The 21,480-nt window shown below is 33.2% G+C and carries 21 protein-coding genes and 1 tRNA gene; 3 read left to right on the forward strand and 19 right to left on the reverse strand.

What is annotated here, in order from left to right; all coding sequences use genetic code 11:
* Nucleotides 1-2 precede the first annotated feature (2 nt).
* From trpD to ACKI5C_RS03975, 9 genes are all read right to left on the reverse strand, one after another.
* The gene (trpD, locus tag ACKI5C_RS03935) at nucleotides 3-1,010 is read right to left on the reverse strand and encodes an anthranilate phosphoribosyltransferase (RefSeq protein WP_407431906.1); all 1,008 of its coding nucleotides are present in this window, start codon (nucleotides 1,008-1,010) and stop codon (nucleotides 3-5) included.
* Nucleotides 1,011-1,580: an anthranilate synthase component II gene (locus ACKI5C_RS03940; protein ID WP_407431907.1), complete on the reverse strand. Its 570-nt coding sequence runs from the start codon at nucleotides 1,578-1,580 to the stop codon at nucleotides 1,011-1,013. It abuts the gene before it with no gap.
* On the reverse strand, nucleotides 1,577-3,073 hold the full coding sequence (gene trpE / locus ACKI5C_RS03945) for an anthranilate synthase component I (protein WP_407431908.1): 1,497 nt from the start codon (nucleotides 3,071-3,073) through the stop codon (nucleotides 1,577-1,579). The genes ACKI5C_RS03940 and trpE overlap by 4 nt, the downstream gene beginning before the upstream one ends.
* Nucleotides 3,074-3,220: 147 nt before the next feature.
* The gene (locus ACKI5C_RS03950) at nucleotides 3,221-3,622 is read right to left on the reverse strand and encodes a hypothetical protein (protein WP_407431909.1); all 402 of its coding nucleotides are present in this window, start codon (nucleotides 3,620-3,622) and stop codon (nucleotides 3,221-3,223) included.
* A gap of 9 nt (nucleotides 3,623-3,631) precedes the next feature.
* The gene (locus tag ACKI5C_RS03955) at nucleotides 3,632-4,408 is read right to left on the reverse strand and encodes a CPBP family intramembrane glutamic endopeptidase (RefSeq protein ID WP_407431910.1); all 777 of its coding nucleotides are present in this window, start codon (nucleotides 4,406-4,408) and stop codon (nucleotides 3,632-3,634) included.
* Between the two features lie 147 nt (nucleotides 4,409-4,555).
* Entirely contained in the window at nucleotides 4,556-6,367 is a 1,812-nt protein-coding gene (locus tag ACKI5C_RS03960; protein WP_407431911.1) for a hypothetical protein, read from the reverse strand.
* Nucleotides 6,368-6,472: 105 nt separating this feature from the next.
* Nucleotides 6,473-6,742: a hypothetical protein gene (locus ACKI5C_RS03965; RefSeq protein WP_407431912.1), complete on the reverse strand. Its 270-nt coding sequence runs from the start codon at nucleotides 6,740-6,742 to the stop codon at nucleotides 6,473-6,475.
* 531 nt (nucleotides 6,743-7,273) lie between these two features.
* Nucleotides 7,274-7,975 (reverse strand): DUF4013 domain-containing protein, encoded by a 702-nt coding sequence (locus tag ACKI5C_RS03970; protein WP_407431913.1) that lies wholly within the window; start codon nucleotides 7,973-7,975, stop codon nucleotides 7,274-7,276.
* On the reverse strand, nucleotides 7,972-8,181 hold the full coding sequence (locus ACKI5C_RS03975) for a helix-turn-helix transcriptional regulator (RefSeq protein WP_407431914.1): 210 nt from the start codon (nucleotides 8,179-8,181) through the stop codon (nucleotides 7,972-7,974). The genes ACKI5C_RS03970 and ACKI5C_RS03975 overlap by 4 nt, the downstream gene beginning before the upstream one ends.
* 174 nt (nucleotides 8,182-8,355) lie before the next feature.
* On the opposite strand from ACKI5C_RS03975, the gene purB reads away from it, so the two are divergent.
* Genes purB through ACKI5C_RS03990 form a run of 3 tightly spaced genes read left to right on the forward strand, consistent with a single transcriptional unit; the run spans nucleotide 8,356 to nucleotide 11,625 of the window.
* Nucleotides 8,356-9,705 carry an adenylosuccinate lyase gene (gene purB / locus ACKI5C_RS03980; RefSeq protein WP_407431915.1) on the forward strand — a complete coding sequence of 450 codons (1,350 nt, stop codon included), beginning with the start codon at nucleotides 8,356-8,358 and terminating at the stop codon, nucleotides 9,703-9,705.
* A 9-nt stretch (nucleotides 9,706-9,714) separates the two neighbouring features.
* On the forward strand, nucleotides 9,715-10,554 hold the full coding sequence (locus tag ACKI5C_RS03985; protein WP_407431916.1) for a hypothetical protein: 840 nt from the start codon (nucleotides 9,715-9,717) through the stop codon (nucleotides 10,552-10,554).
* 57 nt (nucleotides 10,555-10,611) lie between these two features.
* On the forward strand, nucleotides 10,612-11,625 hold the full coding sequence (locus ACKI5C_RS03990; RefSeq protein WP_407431917.1) for a tRNA-dihydrouridine synthase: 1,014 nt from the start codon (nucleotides 10,612-10,614) through the stop codon (nucleotides 11,623-11,625).
* Here the strand turns inward: ACKI5C_RS03990 and ACKI5C_RS03995 are convergent.
* The 10 genes from ACKI5C_RS03995 to cfbD all read right to left on the reverse strand — a co-directional run.
* The gene (locus tag ACKI5C_RS03995) at nucleotides 11,622-14,102 is read right to left on the reverse strand and encodes a heavy metal translocating P-type ATPase (protein ID WP_407431918.1); all 2,481 of its coding nucleotides are present in this window, start codon (nucleotides 14,100-14,102) and stop codon (nucleotides 11,622-11,624) included. The genes ACKI5C_RS03990 and ACKI5C_RS03995 overlap by 4 nt on opposite strands.
* 69 nt (nucleotides 14,103-14,171) lie before the next feature.
* Nucleotides 14,172-14,969 (reverse strand): nitroreductase family protein, encoded by a 798-nt coding sequence (locus ACKI5C_RS04000; protein ID WP_407431919.1) that lies wholly within the window; start codon nucleotides 14,967-14,969, stop codon nucleotides 14,172-14,174.
* Nucleotides 14,932-16,164 (reverse strand): amidohydrolase family protein, encoded by a 1,233-nt coding sequence (locus ACKI5C_RS04005; RefSeq protein ID WP_407431920.1) that lies wholly within the window; start codon nucleotides 16,162-16,164, stop codon nucleotides 14,932-14,934. Before ACKI5C_RS04005 ends, ACKI5C_RS04000 begins: the two co-directional genes overlap by 38 nt.
* A gap of 9 nt (nucleotides 16,165-16,173) precedes the next feature.
* Nucleotides 16,174-16,563 carry a DUF126 domain-containing protein gene (locus ACKI5C_RS04010; protein ID WP_296885225.1) on the reverse strand — a complete coding sequence of 130 codons (390 nt, stop codon included), beginning with the start codon at nucleotides 16,561-16,563 and terminating at the stop codon, nucleotides 16,174-16,176.
* A gap of 37 nt (nucleotides 16,564-16,600) precedes the next feature.
* Nucleotides 16,601-17,857 (reverse strand): tRNA pseudouridine(13) synthase TruD, encoded by a 1,257-nt coding sequence (gene truD / locus ACKI5C_RS04015; protein WP_407431921.1) that lies wholly within the window; start codon nucleotides 17,855-17,857, stop codon nucleotides 16,601-16,603.
* A gap of 19 nt (nucleotides 17,858-17,876) precedes the next feature.
* Nucleotides 17,877-17,950 (reverse strand) — tRNA-Arg (locus ACKI5C_RS04020).
* Between the two features lie 237 nt (nucleotides 17,951-18,187).
* The gene (locus ACKI5C_RS04025) at nucleotides 18,188-18,625 is read right to left on the reverse strand and encodes a hypothetical protein (protein WP_407431922.1); all 438 of its coding nucleotides are present in this window, start codon (nucleotides 18,623-18,625) and stop codon (nucleotides 18,188-18,190) included.
* Between the two features lie 51 nt (nucleotides 18,626-18,676).
* Nucleotides 18,677-20,041, reverse strand: coding sequence for an AIR synthase-related protein (locus ACKI5C_RS04030; RefSeq protein ID WP_407431923.1), 1,365 nt, complete (start codon nucleotides 20,039-20,041; stop codon nucleotides 18,677-18,679).
* A 5-nt stretch (nucleotides 20,042-20,046) separates the two neighbouring features.
* A complete protein-coding gene (gene hisH / locus ACKI5C_RS04035) occupies nucleotides 20,047-20,643 on the reverse strand; it encodes an imidazole glycerol phosphate synthase subunit HisH (RefSeq protein ID WP_407431924.1) in 597 nt (198 codons plus the stop codon).
* On the reverse strand, nucleotides 20,640-21,480 hold an 841-nt coding region (gene cfbD, locus ACKI5C_RS04040), incomplete at its 5' end, for a Ni-sirohydrochlorin a,c-diamide reductive cyclase catalytic subunit (RefSeq protein WP_407431925.1). The genes cfbD and hisH, both read right to left, overlap by 4 nt.

Below are 21,480 nucleotides of genomic sequence, written 5' to 3' on the forward strand. Positions count from 1 at the left end.
AATCAACTGTTTGTAAATTCAATGAATTTTTCAAGTTGTTTTAACGCCTTTCCGGAATCAATGATTTCTTCAGCCAGCCTGACACCATCATTAATTGACTCCACAACACCTGCAACATACAATCCTGCAGCAGAATTTAAAACAACTGCATTTCTTTTTGGACCTTTTTGACCTTTAAGAATATCCAATGTAATCTGAGCATTTTCCTTTGGATCTCCACCGACTAAATCCGCTTTATTGCATTTTTCAAAACCGAAATCTTCAGGACATATTTCATAAGATTTGGTTACACCATCTTTAATTTCACAGACACAGGTTTTATCACTTGCGGATATTTCATCCATTCCGTCAGTACCATAAACGGATAATGCTGATTTTACACCAAGATTATTTAATACTTTTGCCAAAGGTTCTACTAATTCTTTGTCATAGACCCCCAAAACCTGCATAGTTGCACCGGCAGGATTGGTCAGAGGACCTAAAATATTGAATATAGTTCTGATTGCAAGTTCTTTTCTTACACTGGCAACATATTTCATTGCAATATGATAGTTTTGAGCAAACAAAAAACAAATATTATTCTCTTTTAAGCATTTTAAACTTTTATCTGGATCAATATGAATATTAACGCCAAGTTCTTCCAATACATCAGCAGCCCCACATTTACTTGATGCAGACCTGTTTCCGTGTTTTGCAACAGGAACTCCTGCAGCAGAAATTACAATTGAAGATGTTGTTGAGATATTAAATGTATTGGAACCATCTCCACCAGTTCCTACAATTTCTAAAGCTTCGACATCATTTAACAATCTGACACAATGGTTTCTCATGGCTTTAGCTGAAGCCGTAATTTCATCAATTGTTTCACCTTTCATAGACATTGCAGTTAAGTATGAACTCATTTGAACTTCACTGGCTTCACCGCTCATAATTTCATCCATTGTCTGATATGCTTCATCATATGTCAGGTCTTCTTTTCTTGAAACCTTTAAAATAGCTTCCCTAATCATTTAAATCCCCTTCAAAAAATTTTCAATAATTGTTAAACCGTCTGGCGTTAAAATTGATTCTGGATGAAACTGCAATCCATAAACATTATATTCTCTATGTTTGACCGCCATAATTTCACCGTCATCACAGGAAGTGGATATTATTTCCAATTCATCAGGAATAGTTGATTCTATTAAACTTAAGGAATGATAACGGCCAACAGTAATCTTTGAATCAAGATTTTTAAAAATAGGATCATCATTTAAAGATATGATTGATGATTTTCCATGCATTAATCTTTTGGCATGAGAAACAACTCCCCCAAAAGCAACACATATTGACTGATGACCTAAACAAACTCCCAAAATTGGAATTTTTCCTGCAAATTCCTTTACAACGTCAACACAGATTCCTGCATTTTCAGGTTTACCCGGACCCGGAGATAAAACAATAGCTTCAGGATTCAAAGATTTTATTTTATCCAAAGTAATTTTATCATTTCTTGAAACCATAATGTCCGGCGTAATTTCACCAATCAGCTGGTATAAGTTATATGCAAAACTATCATAGTTATCTATTAGAAGAATCATTCCAATCCCCCGTCAGCTATTTTTAATGCATTAATTACAGCGGCTGCTTTATTCATGGATTCATCAAATTCCGTATCCGGCACACTATCAGCAACGATTCCTGCTCCTGAACGGATAAATACCTTATTATTTCTGGCAAAGGCTATTCTAATGGAGATACATGTATCTAAATTTCCGCTTAAGTCAATATAACCTATAGCACCACCATAGATTCCGCGTTTATTATCTTCAAGTTCATTAATAATTTCACAGGCCCTGATTTTTGGAGCGCCGGACAATGTTCCGGCAGGCAATATTGAATCCAATGCCGCTAAAGCATCCAAATCATTTCTTAATTTTCCGGAAACTGTTGAACCGATATGCATTACATGAGAAAATCGCTCAACAGTCAAATAATTGTCCACAGATACTGATCCGATTTCGGCAATTCTTCCAATATCATTGCGCCCCAAATCAACCAGCATGTTGTGTTCAGCCAACTCTTTTTCATCAGCCAGCAATTCTTTTTCCAATGCCAAATCCTCTTCATCAGTTTTTCCGCGAGGCTTTGTTCCGGCAAGTGGAAAAGTATACAGATTTCCATTTTTAACTTTGACTAATGTCTCAGGAGAAGCTCCTGCAATTTCTATATCATCACTTGAAAAATAAAACATGTAAGGTGAGGGGTTTGTAGTTCTTAAAACCCTATACGTATCAAATAAGCTTCCTTCAATTTCAGCTTCAATACGATTGGATAAAACAACCTGGAAAATATCACCTTGCCTAATATATTCTTTCGCTTTATTTACCATGTCACAATATTTTTCACGACTGAATACTGGCCTGAAATCAGATTTTAATTTTAAATGATGAATATTAGGTTTTTTACCTTTCATAATTAAATAAGCAATAGTTTTTAAATGCTTACATGCTTTTTTATAGTTTTTTTCCAAATCATCTGTCTTCATATTAGATATTATGATGATTTTTTGACGGAAATTATCAAATGCAATTACATTATCAAAAAGCATTATATCAATGTCCTTAAATTGATCCTGATTTTCAGCATCAAGAGTTAATGAAGGTTCAGCATATTTAATATAGTCATAAGCAAAATAACCTACAAAACCTCCGGTAAACGGAGGCAAATTTTCCAATTTCGGAGATTTATTCTTTTCAATTAAATCCCTTATTATTTCACTTGGATTGTCTGTTTTGATTGTTATAGTCTCTTCATTAAATTCAGTAAAGTTCACATCACCTTTAATTTGAACTTCACCGTTCTGGCAGGTAAATTCTAGTAATGGATTGAAACCTAAAAAGCTGTACCTTCCCCAATTTTCAGTATCTTCAATACTTTCCAACATGTAACAATGTCTACTGATACCTTTTAAAATTCTTAAAACCTCAATCGGAGTTGCAATATCTGAAAACAACTCATAAGATATTGGTATTCTTTTATATTGCTTATCTTTAGCAATTTCTTTTACTTCATCTAAACTTGGGGAAAACATTTTATCACCAATTTCTTTTTAGTATATGATTATTAGTATAATGTACTATTTAAAACCTTGTAGTACATTTTTGTACATTATAAACATTGATAAAAATTAACACATACTTTGAAAATCAAATCAAAAAAAAAGAAAATAAAGATAAAATTAATTCATTTTATCCTGTTCACGACTAAATTCTATAACAATCTTTTTAATTTCACGAGATTCAAGATAAGGAAGATTCTCTTTTAATTCAGCTTCCAAATTCTTATTAATCTCCAATCTTTTTTTGGCATATTCTTCTTCATTTAAAGAAGCTTTATATTCCTTATTTAAATTTGAATATTTGGTTATCAATGGCTGAATGATAGATGTAATATCCTTATCCAACTGATCGTTGATTTCTTTTCTTTTTTTAACCTCAGCCACAAATCCTACAACAGTTATAAAAAATCCTAAAACCGTAACTGTTAATGCTGGAACCAAATATTGATGATTATCAACAAAATATACAGATAAAAGAATTCCAATAAAAATTAATACAATACCTATTTTTTTTAAATCCATAAAACATCACTACCTTTTATCAATATGCTTCCACTCCTGACGTATAGATATTACAATTAAATAAAACGATACAATAGCTAAAATGGAAAATACAAATATAAATACATCATTTGTAAAAATCAAATTTCCTGAATCAAGATGAGCGAAAATCTCCGCCAATAAATTGTTTAAAAAATGGGCCAATATGCATGTTAATATATTCTTTGTTTTAAGAAAGATAATACACATGCAAACAGCAAATACAATTGCGGAAATAATATTGCCATAGCCGTGAAGCGATCCAAATAAAATTGACGTGATAGCTATTGCATAGGATGTTGGAACAAAGAGTTTGAGCCTGTTTAAAAATACTCCACGGAACAATAGCTCTTCACAAACCGGTGAAATAAATATTATTGAAAGGGAGGCCCCAATACCAACAAGTGAATTTATTGGCAGTGCATGAAGTATAGACATTCCCAAAAATGAGTTTAACCCAGGAATATACTCCCGTGCAAATATCGAAATATACAACATCCCATAAGAAAAGAAAACATTAACCAAAACTATAGTAAGAAGCGATTTTGGAGATATGTTGGAAAAAATATTGTTGAAATCCTGTTTAAATCCCTCTCCAAAAAACCTTAATCTATAGATAAAATAAACTATAAGTCCAAGATAAATCAAATCTCCACCAATAGAATAGCCATAAAATCTCAACAGGATTGATAAACCTATTAATATCAGAAGTATAATTAAAACTTCCAAAATAGAAATTTTTTTAAGACAATCATTTAATGAAGACATGAATAAAGTTATGATTATATTAATATAAAAAATAGACTCTTTCAAAAACTTGTTGATTTGAAATTTTTTGATGAAAATTAGTTTGTAATTTTTTATTTTGGCGCGCAGCCTATATTAAAAAAAATAGAAAAATAGAAAAATAAGTTATTATCTCATTTTTCTAATTAAGAATATGCCCAAAATAACCAGCAATATCAATAACACTATCCAATACAAATTATTATTATTTAAAGGTGTTTTTGCCTGATTAATGGATTTTACTGGAGCATTATTATTTGATTGATTATCATCAACAGAATCGTCTGCCGTATTCAATTGATTGACAACATTTGCAGGTAAAAATTCAACAACATCCCTATAATATGATAGACCATTACTTGAAGATGCTAAATTACTCTTTTGATTTTTTCGAGATGCAACATAATTCGTTTGATTATTTTTGCCATTACCGGTATTTTTCATTATATGCTCCATATATTTATCCAGAGCTATTACTTCCAATCTTTTTGTTACCTTTTCGTCGAATAAGTATACCGATATTAGGTATGAGTCTACTTCTGTAGGTGTTACAGTTATATGTACACTGTTTCCATAGTCAGTTCTGTTTTCAACTTCAGCGTCTCGAACACGGTAGAATACAATGTAATCAGTATACATTGCACCGGAGCATTGGCTTCCGTCACTGCAGTAGAAAACAGCCGCCACATCTACAGAGGTATTAACTACACATGGATTTTCACTAAATTCTATTTCTATCTTTAAAGGGTTGGAATCTGTATGATTGACATTTGAAAATGGCCAGTATTTCCATTCGGTTAATTGACCATTGTCTTCACTAGGATTGGTTGACCAGTAATTTTCAGATATTTCATCATAATAACCTGAGTTGAATACGGTTTTTCCTTCACCGTATGCCCTATTAAAAATAAAAATATTATATTTCAATGTCAGGTGAGAACTTTGTGAGTCAAGGTAAATTGCACCACCTCTGCCCTCAGGTGTGTCTTTTGAAAAAATTCTGCCCTCACATATGTTGTTTGAAAAGATACACTGTGAGAATGTTATCCATTTTTCATCATTTATATATATTGCCCCGCCGTCTCCTTTTTTGGCGACGTTTTTTATAAATGATACCCTGGAAACATCTCCATTGAATTTATCTGTATATATTGCTCCACCATCATCTCCTGCAGTGTTGCCTTCAAATATTGATGAATTACCTTTTATTGTTATATCCTTTGCATATACCGCTCCACCTTTATTATAAGCAAAATTGCTTATAAATGTAGAGTTATCGATTATTGCAGTATCTTCAGCACGCATTGCTCCACCATAAGATGATATTAAAGGAGAGGTTGCTTTGTTGAATTCAAATAGGCAGTGCCTTACGTTTATGTTGGTTTCTGCATACGCAGCACCTCCGTCGAAAAATGCAGTATTATTATCAAATACTGTGTTTACTGCATTAATATATTCAGTTGCATACAGTGCTCCACCTTTATTCTTTCCTCCATCATTGCCTGTGAAGAATGTGTCAAATGGTGCTGTTTCCATATTATTATTGATATTTATGATTTCGGCATAAACTGCTCCGCCGTAATCTGCAGCATAGTTATAATTAAATGTGGAGTTTTTAACCTCAACGCATTCTTTACAGAAAATTGCTCCACCACATTCGTCTGCCTTATTGGATGTGAATGTGGAACCTTGAATATATAAATCCTCTTTGGAGTATATTGCACCACCGTCAATATCATCTGCCTCATTGTTATTGAATTGTGAGTTTATGATGGTAAGGGGTTTATCTGCACCATTGTATATTGCTCCACCATAATCGTCTGCCCAGTTATTTTCAAAAATACAGTTTTCTATTGTGTATTGTGCTGAACCTTCAATGTGAATAGCTCCTCCATTGTAGTTGTCATCATTGTGTCCGTTTTTAATTATTAAGTTTTTCAATACTATATTTCCACTGCTTGAGTAGAATGCACTGCATTCAGTATTTAAACAGTCAAGAGTGTGTCCCTGGCCATCAATTGTTAAATCACTCTCTAAATGAATTCTTTAACCATAAGCTCCATTATAATCGCGACTAAGATATAATACAGACCCTACAGGCGCATTATTTATCTCAACTTGAAGATCATCGAAAGTACCTGGTGATGTGCTGGTGTATGTCTCTTCAAGTTGTACATTATCAAAAATTGATTTCAATGAATCATCACCACCTGATGATTCATTCATGTCCATATCATTAATATCAGCTGCACTCACAGCAGTTAAAGATACCATAAATAATATAAATAAAATAATTAAAATTTTTTTAAAATTCATTTTTAGATACCCCTAATAATAAAAACTCCTAATGTAATATAGATTATACCCACATATATAAAGTGCGGTGTTGCATACATATTTTGGCTATGTCAATTTGTTAGTTGGAATTTTATTTTTTTCATCCAGCCATTTTTTCTGTTGTAGAATTGATTAAATACTCTTTGTTGTGTTCTGTATCTTTTTTTATTGGCTTTTGGTGGTGTTACATGAAAATATTTTTCTGAATCATTATATTCGGGGGAAAAAATCATTTACCTTTTTACATGATTTGAAAATCTTCACAAAACGAGGATCTGAAAGGACAAATCCATCATCAAAATCACATAATAAATATTGTTTAACATCTAAAATACTATTTGGAGTAATTTTTTTTGATTTGATATGCTAAAAACTTTTAATCGATCTATTTATTAAATTTAACTATTTTTAGATTGAATTAAAAATTCGCAACTGATTTTCATGAAAAAATTTCAAATCAACATAGTTTTTGAAAGAGACAAAAAAAATAAGATGAAGTTAATTAAACAATTAACCCCTTAAATTATAAATTAAACCCTGACTTCTATTTTGGAATATTGATAAGAAAGGAGAAACCAAAAATAATAAAATAGCATTAGTAACCAATGCAGTAAACCGAGTAACTTCTCCAAAACCTGCTGTAGATACACTCAATGCGGCAACACCAAATATATTAAATATTATTCCAATAATAAAAGTGACAATGATGAGCGTAGCCAATGAAATAAATATAATACCAAGATATGATAAAATATATCTTCCATATCCAATGAAAGACATTATCTCTTTGAGTTCGCCTAGTGCAAATGCTGATTTAAAAGAATCATTGTTTGCAGCCATATGAGGTATGGCCAAAAATGAAAAAGCAACCCCTATTAAAGCCAAAATTAATCCTACCACTAATAATAATAGTGATTTTGAAGATATTGCAAAAACAAGTATAATAACCGGTATTATCATATAAACAAGATTAACCGCAATATATCTTAAACCGTTTATAAACATTTCTTTCAAACCTGAAAATTCAGGAGGCACAGCATCAACATTAATCATAGATTGAGTGGAAAGCTTTATAATTTTATAATTGTAACCATAAAAAAATATTAATGGAACGATTAAAAAATTAAAGAAAGATAAAACACCCAATATAAGAAGAATCGAAATCTTTTTTGATGCAAATTCTATTGAATCTTTATATATATCTAAAATCATTCTAAACTACCTTCATCAATTATAAATACTTCTTCAATACTATCTTTATCTAAAATTTTAGTAATTTTAAATGCCAACAGTAAAGAAGGATTGTATCTAGCATTTTCCAGCGCATTAATCGTTTGACGGGTAACACCTGCCTCATCAGCCAATTCCTGTTGTGTTAAGCCTTTCTCTTGGCGAAATTCCCGTATCTTAGTTTCCAAATAATCACCCATAATCTTATTCAACTAAAAAAAAGTTGACTTTAATGTTATATTATTTAGACATATATATAAAATTGTCTATTAAATTTTCCATAATGGAATATAACAAACAACTATAAAAATATACAATTGACAAATATATTAATGTATAAATTTTAAAATGAGATGATAATAATGGCTATACATCCAATCGAATTTAGATATGGTACTCCCGAAATGAAAGCAATTTGGGAAGAAGAAAACAAATTACAAAGAATGTTAGACATTGAATCAGCACTTGCACAAGCAGAAGGAGAATTAGGAATAATTCCAAAAGAAGTGGCTGATGAGATTGCAAAAAAAGCAACGACAGAATATGTTAAATTGGAAAGAGTAAAAGCAATAGAAGCTGAAACCAATCACGACATCGCCGCATTATCAAAAGGAATTACTGAAGTTTGTGATAATGGGGCTGGAGAATATGTTCACTTTGGAGCAACATCCAATGACATAGTAGACAGTTCAAATTCATTACTCATTCGCGACTCAATCGACGTATTGGAAGAAAAAGTAGAAAGATTAACCAAAATAATGCTCGATTTAGCAAGCGAAAATAAAATGAAAGTATGTATCGGACGTACACACGGACAACATGCACTTCCAACCACCTACGGAATGAAATTTGCTTTATGGGCAGATGAACTCCACAGACAATACGAAAGATTAGAACATGCAAGAGCAAATGTCTGTATCGCAATGATGGACGGTGCTGTTGGAACAACTGCAGCATTAGGAACTGACGGATGGAAAATCCATAAAACCGTTGCACGTATATTAGATTTACCTGCTGCCAAAATTACAAACCAGGTTGTTCAAAGGGACAATCACGTTGAATTCATATCAACATTAGCAAATATTGCTTCAACTTTAGATAAAATAGCTTTAGAAATTAGAAGTCTTCAAAGAACTGAAATAATGGAAGTTGGAGAATACTTCGATCCGGAAAAACAAGTGGGCAGCAGCACAATGCCACACAAAATGAATCCTATTACTGCTGAAAGAATTTGTGGTGTTGCAAGAATTGTAAAATCATACGTTAATGCAGCACTTGACAATAACCCGTTATGGCATGAAAGAGATTTGACAAACTCATCCTGTGAAAGAATAATGTTTCCGGAAAGCTGTATATTAACAGATTACATCTTAAACTTAACAATTAAACTGATGAGCAATTTAGTATTCTATGACGAGAATATTGAAAGAAATTTAAACCTTACAAACGGTTTAATCATGGCTGAAAGATTAATGGCCGAACTTACAAGAGCAGGAATGGGTAAACAAACTGCATACGGAATTGTAAGAAAAAATGCCATCAAAGCAAACAAAGAAAAACTATTGCTCGGAGAACTAATCTTAGAAGACAGTGAAGTTCAAAAATACCTGACTGAAGAAGATGTAGAAAAAATAATGGACCCTCACACTTATACCGGTTCAATTGAAATAATTATTGATGAATTGTTAGAAGACTCAAAAGACTGGTTTTAGAGGGATAAAATGACTGTAAAAACATTAAAATCTATTGATATATCCTCATTTACAATTATATCAACAGGTGTTTCTACACTAATTTCAATTTTAGTGGCACTGCTTATATTTGTAACTATGGGAGCATTAGTGCCAAACAGTCTTACAACAATTACATTCATTGTTCCTACAATCATTTTCGGAACAATAATTGTCGGTATTTTTACATATTTTTCAATAGGTTATCTTTATAATATTTTAGCAAAGAAATTCGGCTTTATTAAGTTGGATATTGAAGAAGATTACATTAAAAAAATCTCACCAAAAGAGACTGCACTTATTGCTGCCTGTATTACAATAATTATGATTCTTGTGGTTTATTTGGCATTTTCATTAATTATTCCAGTACTTTTAAGCACAATGATTTCAATTTTAATGTATGCTTCACAAGCCATTATCGCAACACAATTATATCAAATAATGCTTTTAATATCCAATCCACTAGTTATTGCAATTGGAATACTTGGTACTGTTATCATAACCTCAATATTTACATTACTTGCAACATATGTTTATAATATTTTAGCAGATAGTGACAGAGGAATAAAAGTTAACCTTAGCCAAGAAGATAAATTTACCCAGCTTGAATCATTGGATCCCGTGAACTTCAGTATAGCTATAGCTGCAATATGTCTTATTTTAAATATTATAGTCGGGATAATTATGATAATTAGCGGTACTCCTATATTCAATGCATTAACAAGCATATTAAGCAGTTTTGTTTGTGGATTTATAGGAGCATTATTAGTTGCAGTGATTTATAATTTCCTTGCTCCAAAAATCGGTAAATTGAAAGTTGAATTAGAATAAGTTATCCACTTATTCCCTTTATTTTTTTAACATCACTATCTAATGGGAGAGTTGTATATGAAAGATATTTTCGATGAATGTAAATTCAGTGAATTTAACATTAAAAGCAGAATTATCAGAACAGGCGTCTGGGAAAGACAGACCGAAGGCGGTTTTTTAACATCAGAAGTTTTTGACAGATATGAGGATATGGCAAAAAGCGGAGTTGGGTTAATTTTATCCGAGATATTCGCATTTGACCCGAAAGACCGTTTTTATGACTATTCAGCAAACGTTAATTACAGAGGATTCATTAAGGATTACAAACAGATTACAGACATCTGTCACAATTATGATGTACCTATTCTAGGCCAGTTAGCATTTTTCTATTATGATGACGGAGATAACCAGAAAGCGGAACCTAATGATTTGACAATTGAAGGTATCAGAAAACTTCAGGCGGAAGTTATTATGGTTGCAAAAAAATTCTCCTTTGCCGGTTTTGACGGCATCCAAATTAATATGGGAAATAATTTTTATCTATCCCGATTTGTCAATCCATATTTCAACCAAAGAGATGACAAATATGGTGGAAATACACTGAACAGATTAAGAATTGTTCTTGAAATTATTCAATTAATTAAAAAGACAATAGGTTTCCATGTCAGCTGCAGAATCAATATTGAAGATGTGAGAAAAGGTGGAATGACGCAGGAAGAAAGCAGGAAAATAGCTAAATTGCTGGCAGAACATGGTGCAGACAGTATCCAAATCACCGGCAGAACCATTTCCATGAAATATGATGCTGAAGAAAAGCATGTGTTTCTGGATTATGCAGATGAATTATCCCAGGAAGTCGATGTCCCAATAATATTGGCAGGAAACTTAAGAGATATGAAAACAATGAATGAAATATTGAATTCCTCAAACGTTGAGTTTATGTCCCTTTCAAAGCCTTTTGTTGCACAGCCTGATTTCTTAGCAGATTGGAAAGAAAATGGAGATGGTACTTCCATATGTAAAGGATGTAATAATTGTTACAGTAAAAAAGAAAGCAGATGTTTCCAATATTATGAGGAAAAATCTGATTAACTCTTAACTTTTTTAATTGGAGGTACATAGCGTTTAAGTAATAATGATAGTGAAATAACAGTTACTGAACTCAATGCCATAGCCAAACCTGCCAATTCAGGTTTAAACATGATTCCAAAGTTAGGATACAATACACCGGCAGCTACAGGAATCAGTATTGTGTTGTATGCGAATGCCCAGAAGATATTTTCCTTGATTCTTCTCATTACTTTTTTAGAAAACTGTACTGCTGCCACAACATTTTCCAAATCACCTTCCATTACTACAACATCACCGCTTTCCATTGCAATATCAGTCCCATTGCCCATTGCAACTCCAATATCTGCCTGTGTTAATGCTGGAGCATCATTGATTCCATCACCAGTAAACAACACTTTTTTGGAATCTTTTTGAATGCCTTGAACTATATCCAGCTTATTTTCAGGAAGTATTTCGGATTCAACATTATCTATTCCAACTTCATTAGCAACAGATAGTGCTGTACTTTCATTGTCGCCTGTTAACATGTATGTTTCAATGTCCATCCTATGTAATTCTTCAATGGTTCTTTTAGAATTTGGCTTGACCTTATCGGAAAGACTTATGATTCCACGGACATCCATATCAACAGCTAAAAGTATAATGGTTTTGCTTTGATTTTCCAATTCATCATAACTTTTCAACACATCATCAGATAGATCAATGCCGCTACTTTTCATTAATGATTTATTTCCTGCCAAAACAGTTTTTTCATCAATTACTGCTTTAATACCCTTACCTGTAACATTTTCAAAATCAACTGTATTCAGCAGTTCCAAGCCTTCAGCTTTTCTAACAATTGCCTTAGCGATAGGATGATTTGAATTCTGTTCAACAGAAGCTGCAATAGCTACCAATTCTTCTTCAGAAATGCCATATGTTATTATATCATCAACTTCAGGCTTTCCTTCAGTAATAGTGCCCGTTTTATCAAATGCTGCGACATCAATTTGGCCAGCATTTTCCAAAGTATCACCATTTTTAATTAAAATACCGAACTCTGCAGCCCTTCCAACACCTACAGTAACAGCAGTTGGAGTAGCCAAACCCAGAGCACAAGGACAGGCAACAACCAAAATAGATATTAAGCAGGTAAGTGAGAACAATAATGTTGCTCCCAAAACAAAATACCAGATGCAGAATACTACAATAGCTATAGTTAAAATAACTGGAATAAAGTAAGAAACAATAGTATTGGCAAATTTCTGAACCGGAGGTCTTGATGACTGTGCCTTTTCAACCAAACGGATAATATTGGAAAGAACTGTCTCTGAACCTATTTTTAAAGCGCTGATGATTAAAACTCCATCCTGGTTAATGGTACCTGCAAAAACTTCTTCACCATCCTTTTTAACTTTAGGAATAGGTTCACCATTAATCATGGATTCATCAACATAGGATTCTCCACCGATAACCTTACCGTCGACAGGTATTTTATCTCCAGGTTTTACCAAAAGATTATCTCCCAGATTAATTTCGGCAATCTGAACCTCTTTTTGTGACATTACTTCATTATTTTCATCAACTTCAACCAGTGTTGCAACAGTTGGCTGAAGACCGATTAATTCACGAATTGAATCTGAAGTTTTCTTTTTAGCCTTGGCTTCAAGATATCTTCCAATCATTAAAAATGAAGGTAGCATAACAGCAGACTCATAAAACATGAAAGTATGGTCCAAGACTATTCCGAATGTTCCCAAAATACTTGATCCATAAGCCACAATAATACCCATAGAATACATTACATCCATATTCAGGTTTTTATGCATTAAACCATTGATTCCCGCTTTTAAAATAGGAAGTGAAACATATAAAAACGGTAAAATACTTACAAGTAATGAAAGCAGACCCATAGACGAAATGTCAATTCCCGTACTTTCATGTATCTGGTGAGTTAAACCCATCAACGGATCCCATCCGCTGTACATTAGAATCATTAGTATGGCTGAGAAAAATAAACCGACAATAATACGATTTCTTTTACTAATTAAATCTTGTTGGTAAAGCTCTTCTTCATCAATTTCTGTTTGTCCATCGATTCCCAACAGTTCAAAGCCAAGATTATTAATTACAACTTCCATATCGTCGATAGTAACCTTACTCTTATCATATCGAACAAAAGCAGTTCCAGAAGTTAAATCAGCTTTAACATCAAAAATACCGTCCAAACGGATTAAAAAATTTTCAACATTCATTGTACATGAAGCACAATGCATTCCCTCAATCCTTAAGGTAACTTCGTCACAATGCAATTGAAATCCCAAATTTCTGACTATGGAATCCATTTCATCATATGACATTTTTTTAGGATTGACTGTAATGTGAACCTTATTTGAAGCCAAATCAGCATCAACTGCTTCCACACCCTCTTCACGTTCAAATGTTTTGTTAACGCTTAAAACACAGGAAGCACAATGCATTCCCTCAATAGGAATATCCATTTCTTTAAGTTTTGCCATACTATCTCCCACTCAATTATATTTAAATATATAAAAAAATTATTTAATAAAGATTAGGTAATAGAAAATTTACATGAAAGTTACATCGATTTCATCATGAGGAACAGTTCTTCTAAAACGTTTTTTAGGATATCCGATTATGAAAGAAGAGTACATATGCTTATTCTTATCAATATTCGGGAAAAATTCCATTAATTTATCATGGTCTATTTCATCTGCCTTTAAAATGAAAAGAGAATAAAAGCCACCCAATCCCAAAGAATATGCGAGCAATTCCAGACGAGTATTTGCAATGACTGCACTTGTTTTATCGCTTGCAAAAGTTAAAATAAGCTGATGGCCTTGCCAGAGTAAAGGATGAAATTCTTTGGAGGATTTGTCTTTTAAATAATCCCCAAATTCCTTAATTCTGAAAAATTCATCTTCCTCTACTTTAATTATGTCATAAACCAAGTCCATGAATTCATCCAATTTATCGTCCAAAACAACGAATTCAACATCCTGCTGGTTTTGAGCAGAAGGAGAATAATAAGCACCCTTAAATAATTTATCAAATGTATCCTTATCGACTTTTTTATTTTTAAACCAGCGAATAGATCTTCTTTGCTTTAAAAATTGAAGCAAATCATCATAATCGACAGGAATTTGGCGTGCATTATATTCTTCAACCATATCCATTTGATTTTCATATTTAATAAGCGTAATCGCCCCTTCAGGACAAACCGCCATACAATGTCCACAATCAAAACAGTTACTTTCTAATTCAAAAGCAGTATCATCAATTTCAATATTACCTCTAATACATACAGATTTACAGAGTTTGCATCCACTACATAACTCCACATCTATTTTTAACTTCTTTACCATCTTGAACAACCCTTAGAATATTATCAGTATTTGTTAATAGTTTTATGTCATTTAAAGGATTATTTTCAACAAAAATTAAGTCAGCACATTTTCCAGTTTCAATAGAACCAATATCATCTTTTCCCAGGAATTCAGCAGATTTACTGGTAGCAGATTCGATAGCTTCCATAGGAGTCATTCCTATATCGACTAAATTCAGCAATTCTTTTAAATTATTACCATGAGGCATTACTCCACTATCAGTTCCCATTACAATATTAACACCATTTTCATAAGCAGTTTTAATATTTTCCTTGCAAACTTTAACTACTTCTTTCATTTTTGCCAACTTTTCATCAGCATAATTATCCCATGGAGGAAAACCGTTTTCATATATATACTGATTAACCAACATGGTTGGAACTAATGTGACATTGTTTTCAACCATTTTTTTAGAGGTTTTATCATCGATAAATGTTCCGTGTTCAATTGAAGAAAATCCTGCATCAATACATTTATTTATACCCTCCAAACTATGGCAATGGGCCGAAACTTTTGTATTTGTACTATTCGCTTCGCCTACAATAGTTTTAAGTTCTTCCAAGTTAAATTGAGAAAACTCTATAGAGTTGTTTGTAGTTAAAACACCACCACTGCACATTACCTTAATAAAATCAGCACCAGCTCTTTTAACTTCACGGGTTTTCTTTAAAACTTCAGATGGACCATCACACCTTCCCTTTGGAAAGCCAGGATACATTATTTCCATATCAAAACCTGACAGCATCATTAAATCAAAATGTCCACCAGTCATTATCAAAGGAGTTATGGAAACCACCATTTTAGGAGCAGTAAATAGTTCTCTTTGTTGTGCTAATTTAACACCCGCATCTGCAGATCCGCAATCCCTAATTGTTGTAACACCGGCATTAATTGTCTGCTTTCCATGAGGAACAGCATTATAAAAATGAATAGCTAGAGGATTATACATATTTTCTTCTTTATGAAAACCTTTAGCTAAAATATGAGTATGACAATCAATAAACCCCGGCAAAACATAATTATTGTTTCCATCAATGATTTTAGCATTTTCTTTAGCATTAATTTTACCTGAAGAAATCTCTTTAATATATTTTCCTTCAATCAAAATATTTTGATGCTCCGCTATCTCATCTGCAGGATTAACAATATTTACATTTTCAATTAGGGTCTGCATTTAAATCACTTATAAAATTGTAATTTTACCATTATCGCCATCAACTTCAACCAAAGCACCATTAACCAAGTCTTTAGTTTCTGAAGGAGAATCAACCATAGGTATATCCGACATGATTGCACCGGTAGCTATAATAGGTTCTGCATTAAGACAAATAATGGCTTTTGGAGCAGTATTATTTTTCATCATCTGAAAAATCACATAAGAACCCACAGTAGAACCTTTTCCACCAGGAATGAATAAAACCTTATCTTTGATTATCTGACCTTTCAATTCATGATTTGGGTCGATAATTTCACCATTATCAGGATTAACTCCACCTAAAAAACTAATTGGCTCAGAGCTTACAATTAACTCCCCTTTTCCTTTTCCTTTTGCAATATTTCTACATTCTATCATTATGAAATATTATGTAAAAAGTAGTATTTAAAATAAGTTAAACAACATCTTTCTTCATTACTTCGCGTAACACTGCTGTTGCATAAGAGCCTTTGTTAATTGAAAATTCAGCCAAAACACCATCATCACATGCTTTAGCAGATGCATCCCAAACTTGGAAACGCACAGACCTCCTAAGACCATGACTTCCTAAACGTGGCATTTTAGGAACTTCAAAATCGCTTTTATCCAAACCATAGTTTTCAAGAACCTCTTTTTCCATCTCTCCAACTTCACCGCCTGCAAAAGGAACTTTGGTACCATATAACGGAACTGTAGGATTAACTTCAAAATTATTGATTAATTCCTGATATTGCTCAGGAGTTTTATCACGGATAATGTGTTCCTCATTATCAATAATAATGTCTCCTTCGATATATTTGTTAATTCCCATTTCAACACGTCGACTTACAACATCATTGAATAAATAAGATTGATAAGCATGGACAAACATTCTTTGTAATGGCTTTGGAAGAGCATGAATAGCATTCATATATGATTTATCAGTTAATTCACCTTTTTTAGAGTCTTTGATTAATTGACGAACCATCATTTTTTCATAACGCATTCCTTTACCCATTAATTCTAATGACTTTTCCAAATCCCCATCATCATAAGCCTGTCTTGCCTTTTGATTTTCCAAACTTTCATCTTCAGACGGATTTCCAACATATCTCCTAACGGCTTCAGCCAAATCATTTTGAATTAAAGCTTCACCGACAAGGTGAGTATTGGTTCTAGGTTTTCCAAAACGCTGCCAGCCATAATAATTAGGAACTCCAGTAACTTCCAACTCCTTCAGGACTTCATTTGCAACATCTGCGCTTTTTTCAACATCATCCAAATCGCGAATTAGAATTCTGAACTTATTTCCCTTTAACTGACCCATCCTGAGTTTTTTACGTCCACGAGTAATTTCTAAAAAATCAGTTTTGTAAATATCCAAGTTTTCAACTTGCTTAAATTGTTCTTCTGAGTCCATATTAGCTATACAAATCCATTGACGGGTTAAAGCTTTTTTATCCTTCATTCCAGCAAAGCCCATTCTTTTCCTGTCAATATGCAAATCACGAGCAATATCTAAAACAACATCAAGAGTAGTCCTTCCAAGTTTCTCAATCCAAATCCAAACATTAGGACCTTCACCATTCGGAATCACTTCTGGAATTTCTTCAACATAAAAATCTTCATATTGGTTTCTAATAGATCCACCAATTCCCTTTTGACTCGTAACATAAGTATTAGCATTTAACATAGTATCACAAAAACAAAAATGCCCCGGCCGGGATTTGAACCCGGGGAATGGGATCCGCAGTCCCATGTGTTATCCAAACTACACCACCGGGGCGAGACAAAATAAGCTATCACACTAATATAAGTTTTTCATAGTATTTAATATTTATTTAAATCTGAGTAAACATTATATAATAGTTAGGAAAAAATATTAAAATGTGCATTATAACTGGTGGGGAATCACCACCACAAACCCAATTCTCTGCTAGTTTGGTGCATGATTGGGTATGTAAGGGCTGATATATTCACCACCAAACACGTATAATATCGGTCTATTACATACAATAAGCCGTTACCACACATATAGAGTATAAGAATAACCATCAAAATTTCGTGTTGCTACAGATACATCATCTGCTTTTGTAAAATCTCCAGAACCCGATAAAATCTTTGAATCCAAATGATTCGTTTCCACAAACCTATAATTTTTCAGTTTAAATTCACCAAATTTTTCATCACAAAGCTGAGATACTTCACTAACGGACTTTTTAGAATTTTTATTTTCTTTTAAAATAGCTGTAATTTTACTTAAAAAAGTTTTATCATGAAAATTAACCTTTCCGCTTAAAATTTCCATGACATCCTGAGCATCCTTAGACTTGTGTGAAATATCAGAGTAATTTGGATTTGGAAGTGAAATTAAGGTATTTAACATTATCATTACAATAAATAGAATACTTAGGGCGATTATTGCATCACCCAGATATAAACTTCCTTTTTCATCATTCATAAAAAGAAGTTAACTTCCATAATATTTAAAAAATATGGAAGTGCGAAAAAATCAATTTTCATTTATATACTTTATAACCTTATCCTTTTTGGCAATTGCATCTTCACATGCTTTCTGGACTTTTTCCTGCATTATTTCAAAGTCCTCAGGTGTTGTATCACCGACTAACTTTTTAATCTTTGTGTATGCAGCTTCCCTGAATAGAGGAACAAGTTTTTCGGTTGATGAATCTTCCTTAATCAAGATCGGTTCACCGCTATCAGTGACCTGACCGATTTCTGAGATGTCAACACCAGCGCTGGAAACAGTTTTTTTAACATCTTCAGCAATTTCTTCAGGAACAACAAGCATTAATGAATCTGTAGAAACTCCCAATGGATCAATATTCAATGTTTCAAGCATGTTTAAAACATTTGGAGCAACCATAGCACGGATATCCTTTTCATAAAACTCCAAACCGACACCGGTCGTATTGGATATTTCATGGGCATCTCCCCTAAGTCCTCCGTTAGTTACGTCAGTCATTGCATGAATATCTTTAACCAAATCAGCTTCAAATAATGACTGTGATGCTTGAACAAAATTAACGTTCATTGTATCCCATACAACATCAAAAAATCCATTATAAAGAGCTGTTGTTGTAATTGTTCCTCCACCGGAACCCTCAGTCAAAAGAATTACATCGCCTTTTGTTGCACCTTTACGTGCGGTTGGAGGATAATCAGATACACCGACACTACCTACGGCAGAAACGAATCTGTCACCTAAAACCATGTCTCCGCCAACCCTTAAAGTACTGCCTGCTACAATAGGAACATTTACAAGCTCTGAAACTGCTGCAACACCTGCAGTAAAGTCAAATATTTTACCAACGTCACCGTCATCCGCCAAGTGAACATCACTTAAAATAGCTACCGGATCAGCTCCCATTACACAGACATCTCTTAAAGTTGCTCTTGTAACGTGGAATCCACCTAAAAATGGATATTCACTTAATCTGGAGTGTATTCCATCAACAGCAGTTGTAATAAAAACATCATCATTTTTAGCTTTTGAACGTACAACACCACCATCATCCTGTTCTGTTGGATTTACAAGTGATGCTGTGTTAGTTGATGCTACAATATCTGCAATTCTTCTGTGAACAAAAAAGTCTCCTGCTCCACGGGAACCAACACCCATTTCACCCATCCCAACACCGGATTTGGTGATTTCAGCGATTTCTTTTAAAAATTCATCATCACTTTCTTTTAATTTTAAAGTGGTTGAAACTTCATCGATAACGGCTTCAGCCATTTTGATTGAATTTTCCTCAGAAATTTCCTTATATTCTCTTATTCTTTCGGCTAAAAGAACTGACAAATCATCATATGAATAATCATCAATTCTTGCACGGACAAAACCTTCAATATCCATAATAATTACTCCTTAATATTAACAAAGTTTTTTAATATTTTAAGTCCAGCTTTTCCACTTTTTTCTGGGTGGAATTGTGTTGAAAACAGGTTATTTTGACTTAATGATGCTACAACATCTATTCCATAATCACAGGTACCTGCAATAATAGCATCGTCGTCAGGAATTACATGATATGAATGGACAAAATAAAAATACTCTTTATCTACTCCTTCCAAAATAGGAGAGTCATTAACTACATCTAATCTGTTCCACCCCATATGAGGAATCTTAACGCCTTCAGGCAAATATTCACAATGTCCTTTAAATAAATTAAGTCCATCAACATTAGGGCTTTCTTCGCTTTCACCCATAAGTACCTGCTGGCCTAAACAGATTCCCAAAAAGGGTTTATCATCGTTTACATGCTCTTCAATCACTTCTCTAAAAGGCTCTAAATTTTTCATTGCTGAGCCAAAAGCCCCAACACCCGGCAAAACCAAATGGTTAGCATTGGAAATTAGCTCAATATCATCGGTTATCTGAAAATCTTCGCCTATTTTTTTAAATCCATTGGAAATACTTTTTAAATTTCCGCTTTTATAATCAATAATCGTAATCATTCGTTTAACCACCCAATAGCTGATCGAATCATTCCACCAAAGTCTGAAAAGACAATTTCATCAGTGCCCAATGTTTTTGAATGTGCATCCAATTCGGCTACAACATGAGTATAACCTAATTCCTTAAGAGGTTCAACCAAACGTGGCCCATCTGTTACTGCAACGGATTCAACATCAAAATTTTCAATTGGAAATGCATGGGGAACACCAAACACTACAATTAAATCCAAATCCTTGTCTTTAAGATATTTTGCTGCCGCATCAGCAGTAATCGGATATTCATCAAGACCGCCAGTGATAAAATCAGGTTCGATATCCAATTGATTTTTAATATTTACAGCATGCTGTCTGATTCTAGGCAAACCAATATTTTCATCCAAATTAGCCACAAAAATAGGCTTATTATCAGGATTAATCTGAATATAGTCGAAATTTATAATATCTGCAAACAGGTATGATGTTTCTTTTTTAACATTGAGTACAAATGCTACTTTTTTACCATCCTTTAAAGCTTTAACCACAGTTTTTGCAACTGATTCCTTTGAATCTCCAAAGTTAGGCTTAATGTATTTTCCTTTAGCCATTCCACGAGTTTTTTCAACTTCTGTTGCCTTTTCAAGCATTTCGATTTGTCTGTCAGCTTCTTCTCTTGGAATTACGTCACATTCGACAGCTGCATCCAATACCATTATTGCCCCTACAGTATTGTCACCTTCACCGGATCCGCCATGAGATTCAACAGGTATCACAGTACACGGCAAATCCGCACTGGCGATTGCATCTTTTAAATCTTCACCAATAATCATACTGGCGCATGTTCCGGCAATTCCCATCAAT

Source organism: Methanobrevibacter sp., assembly GCF_045646045.1.
Lineage (GTDB): Archaea > Methanobacteriota > Methanobacteria > Methanobacteriales > Methanobacteriaceae > Methanocatella.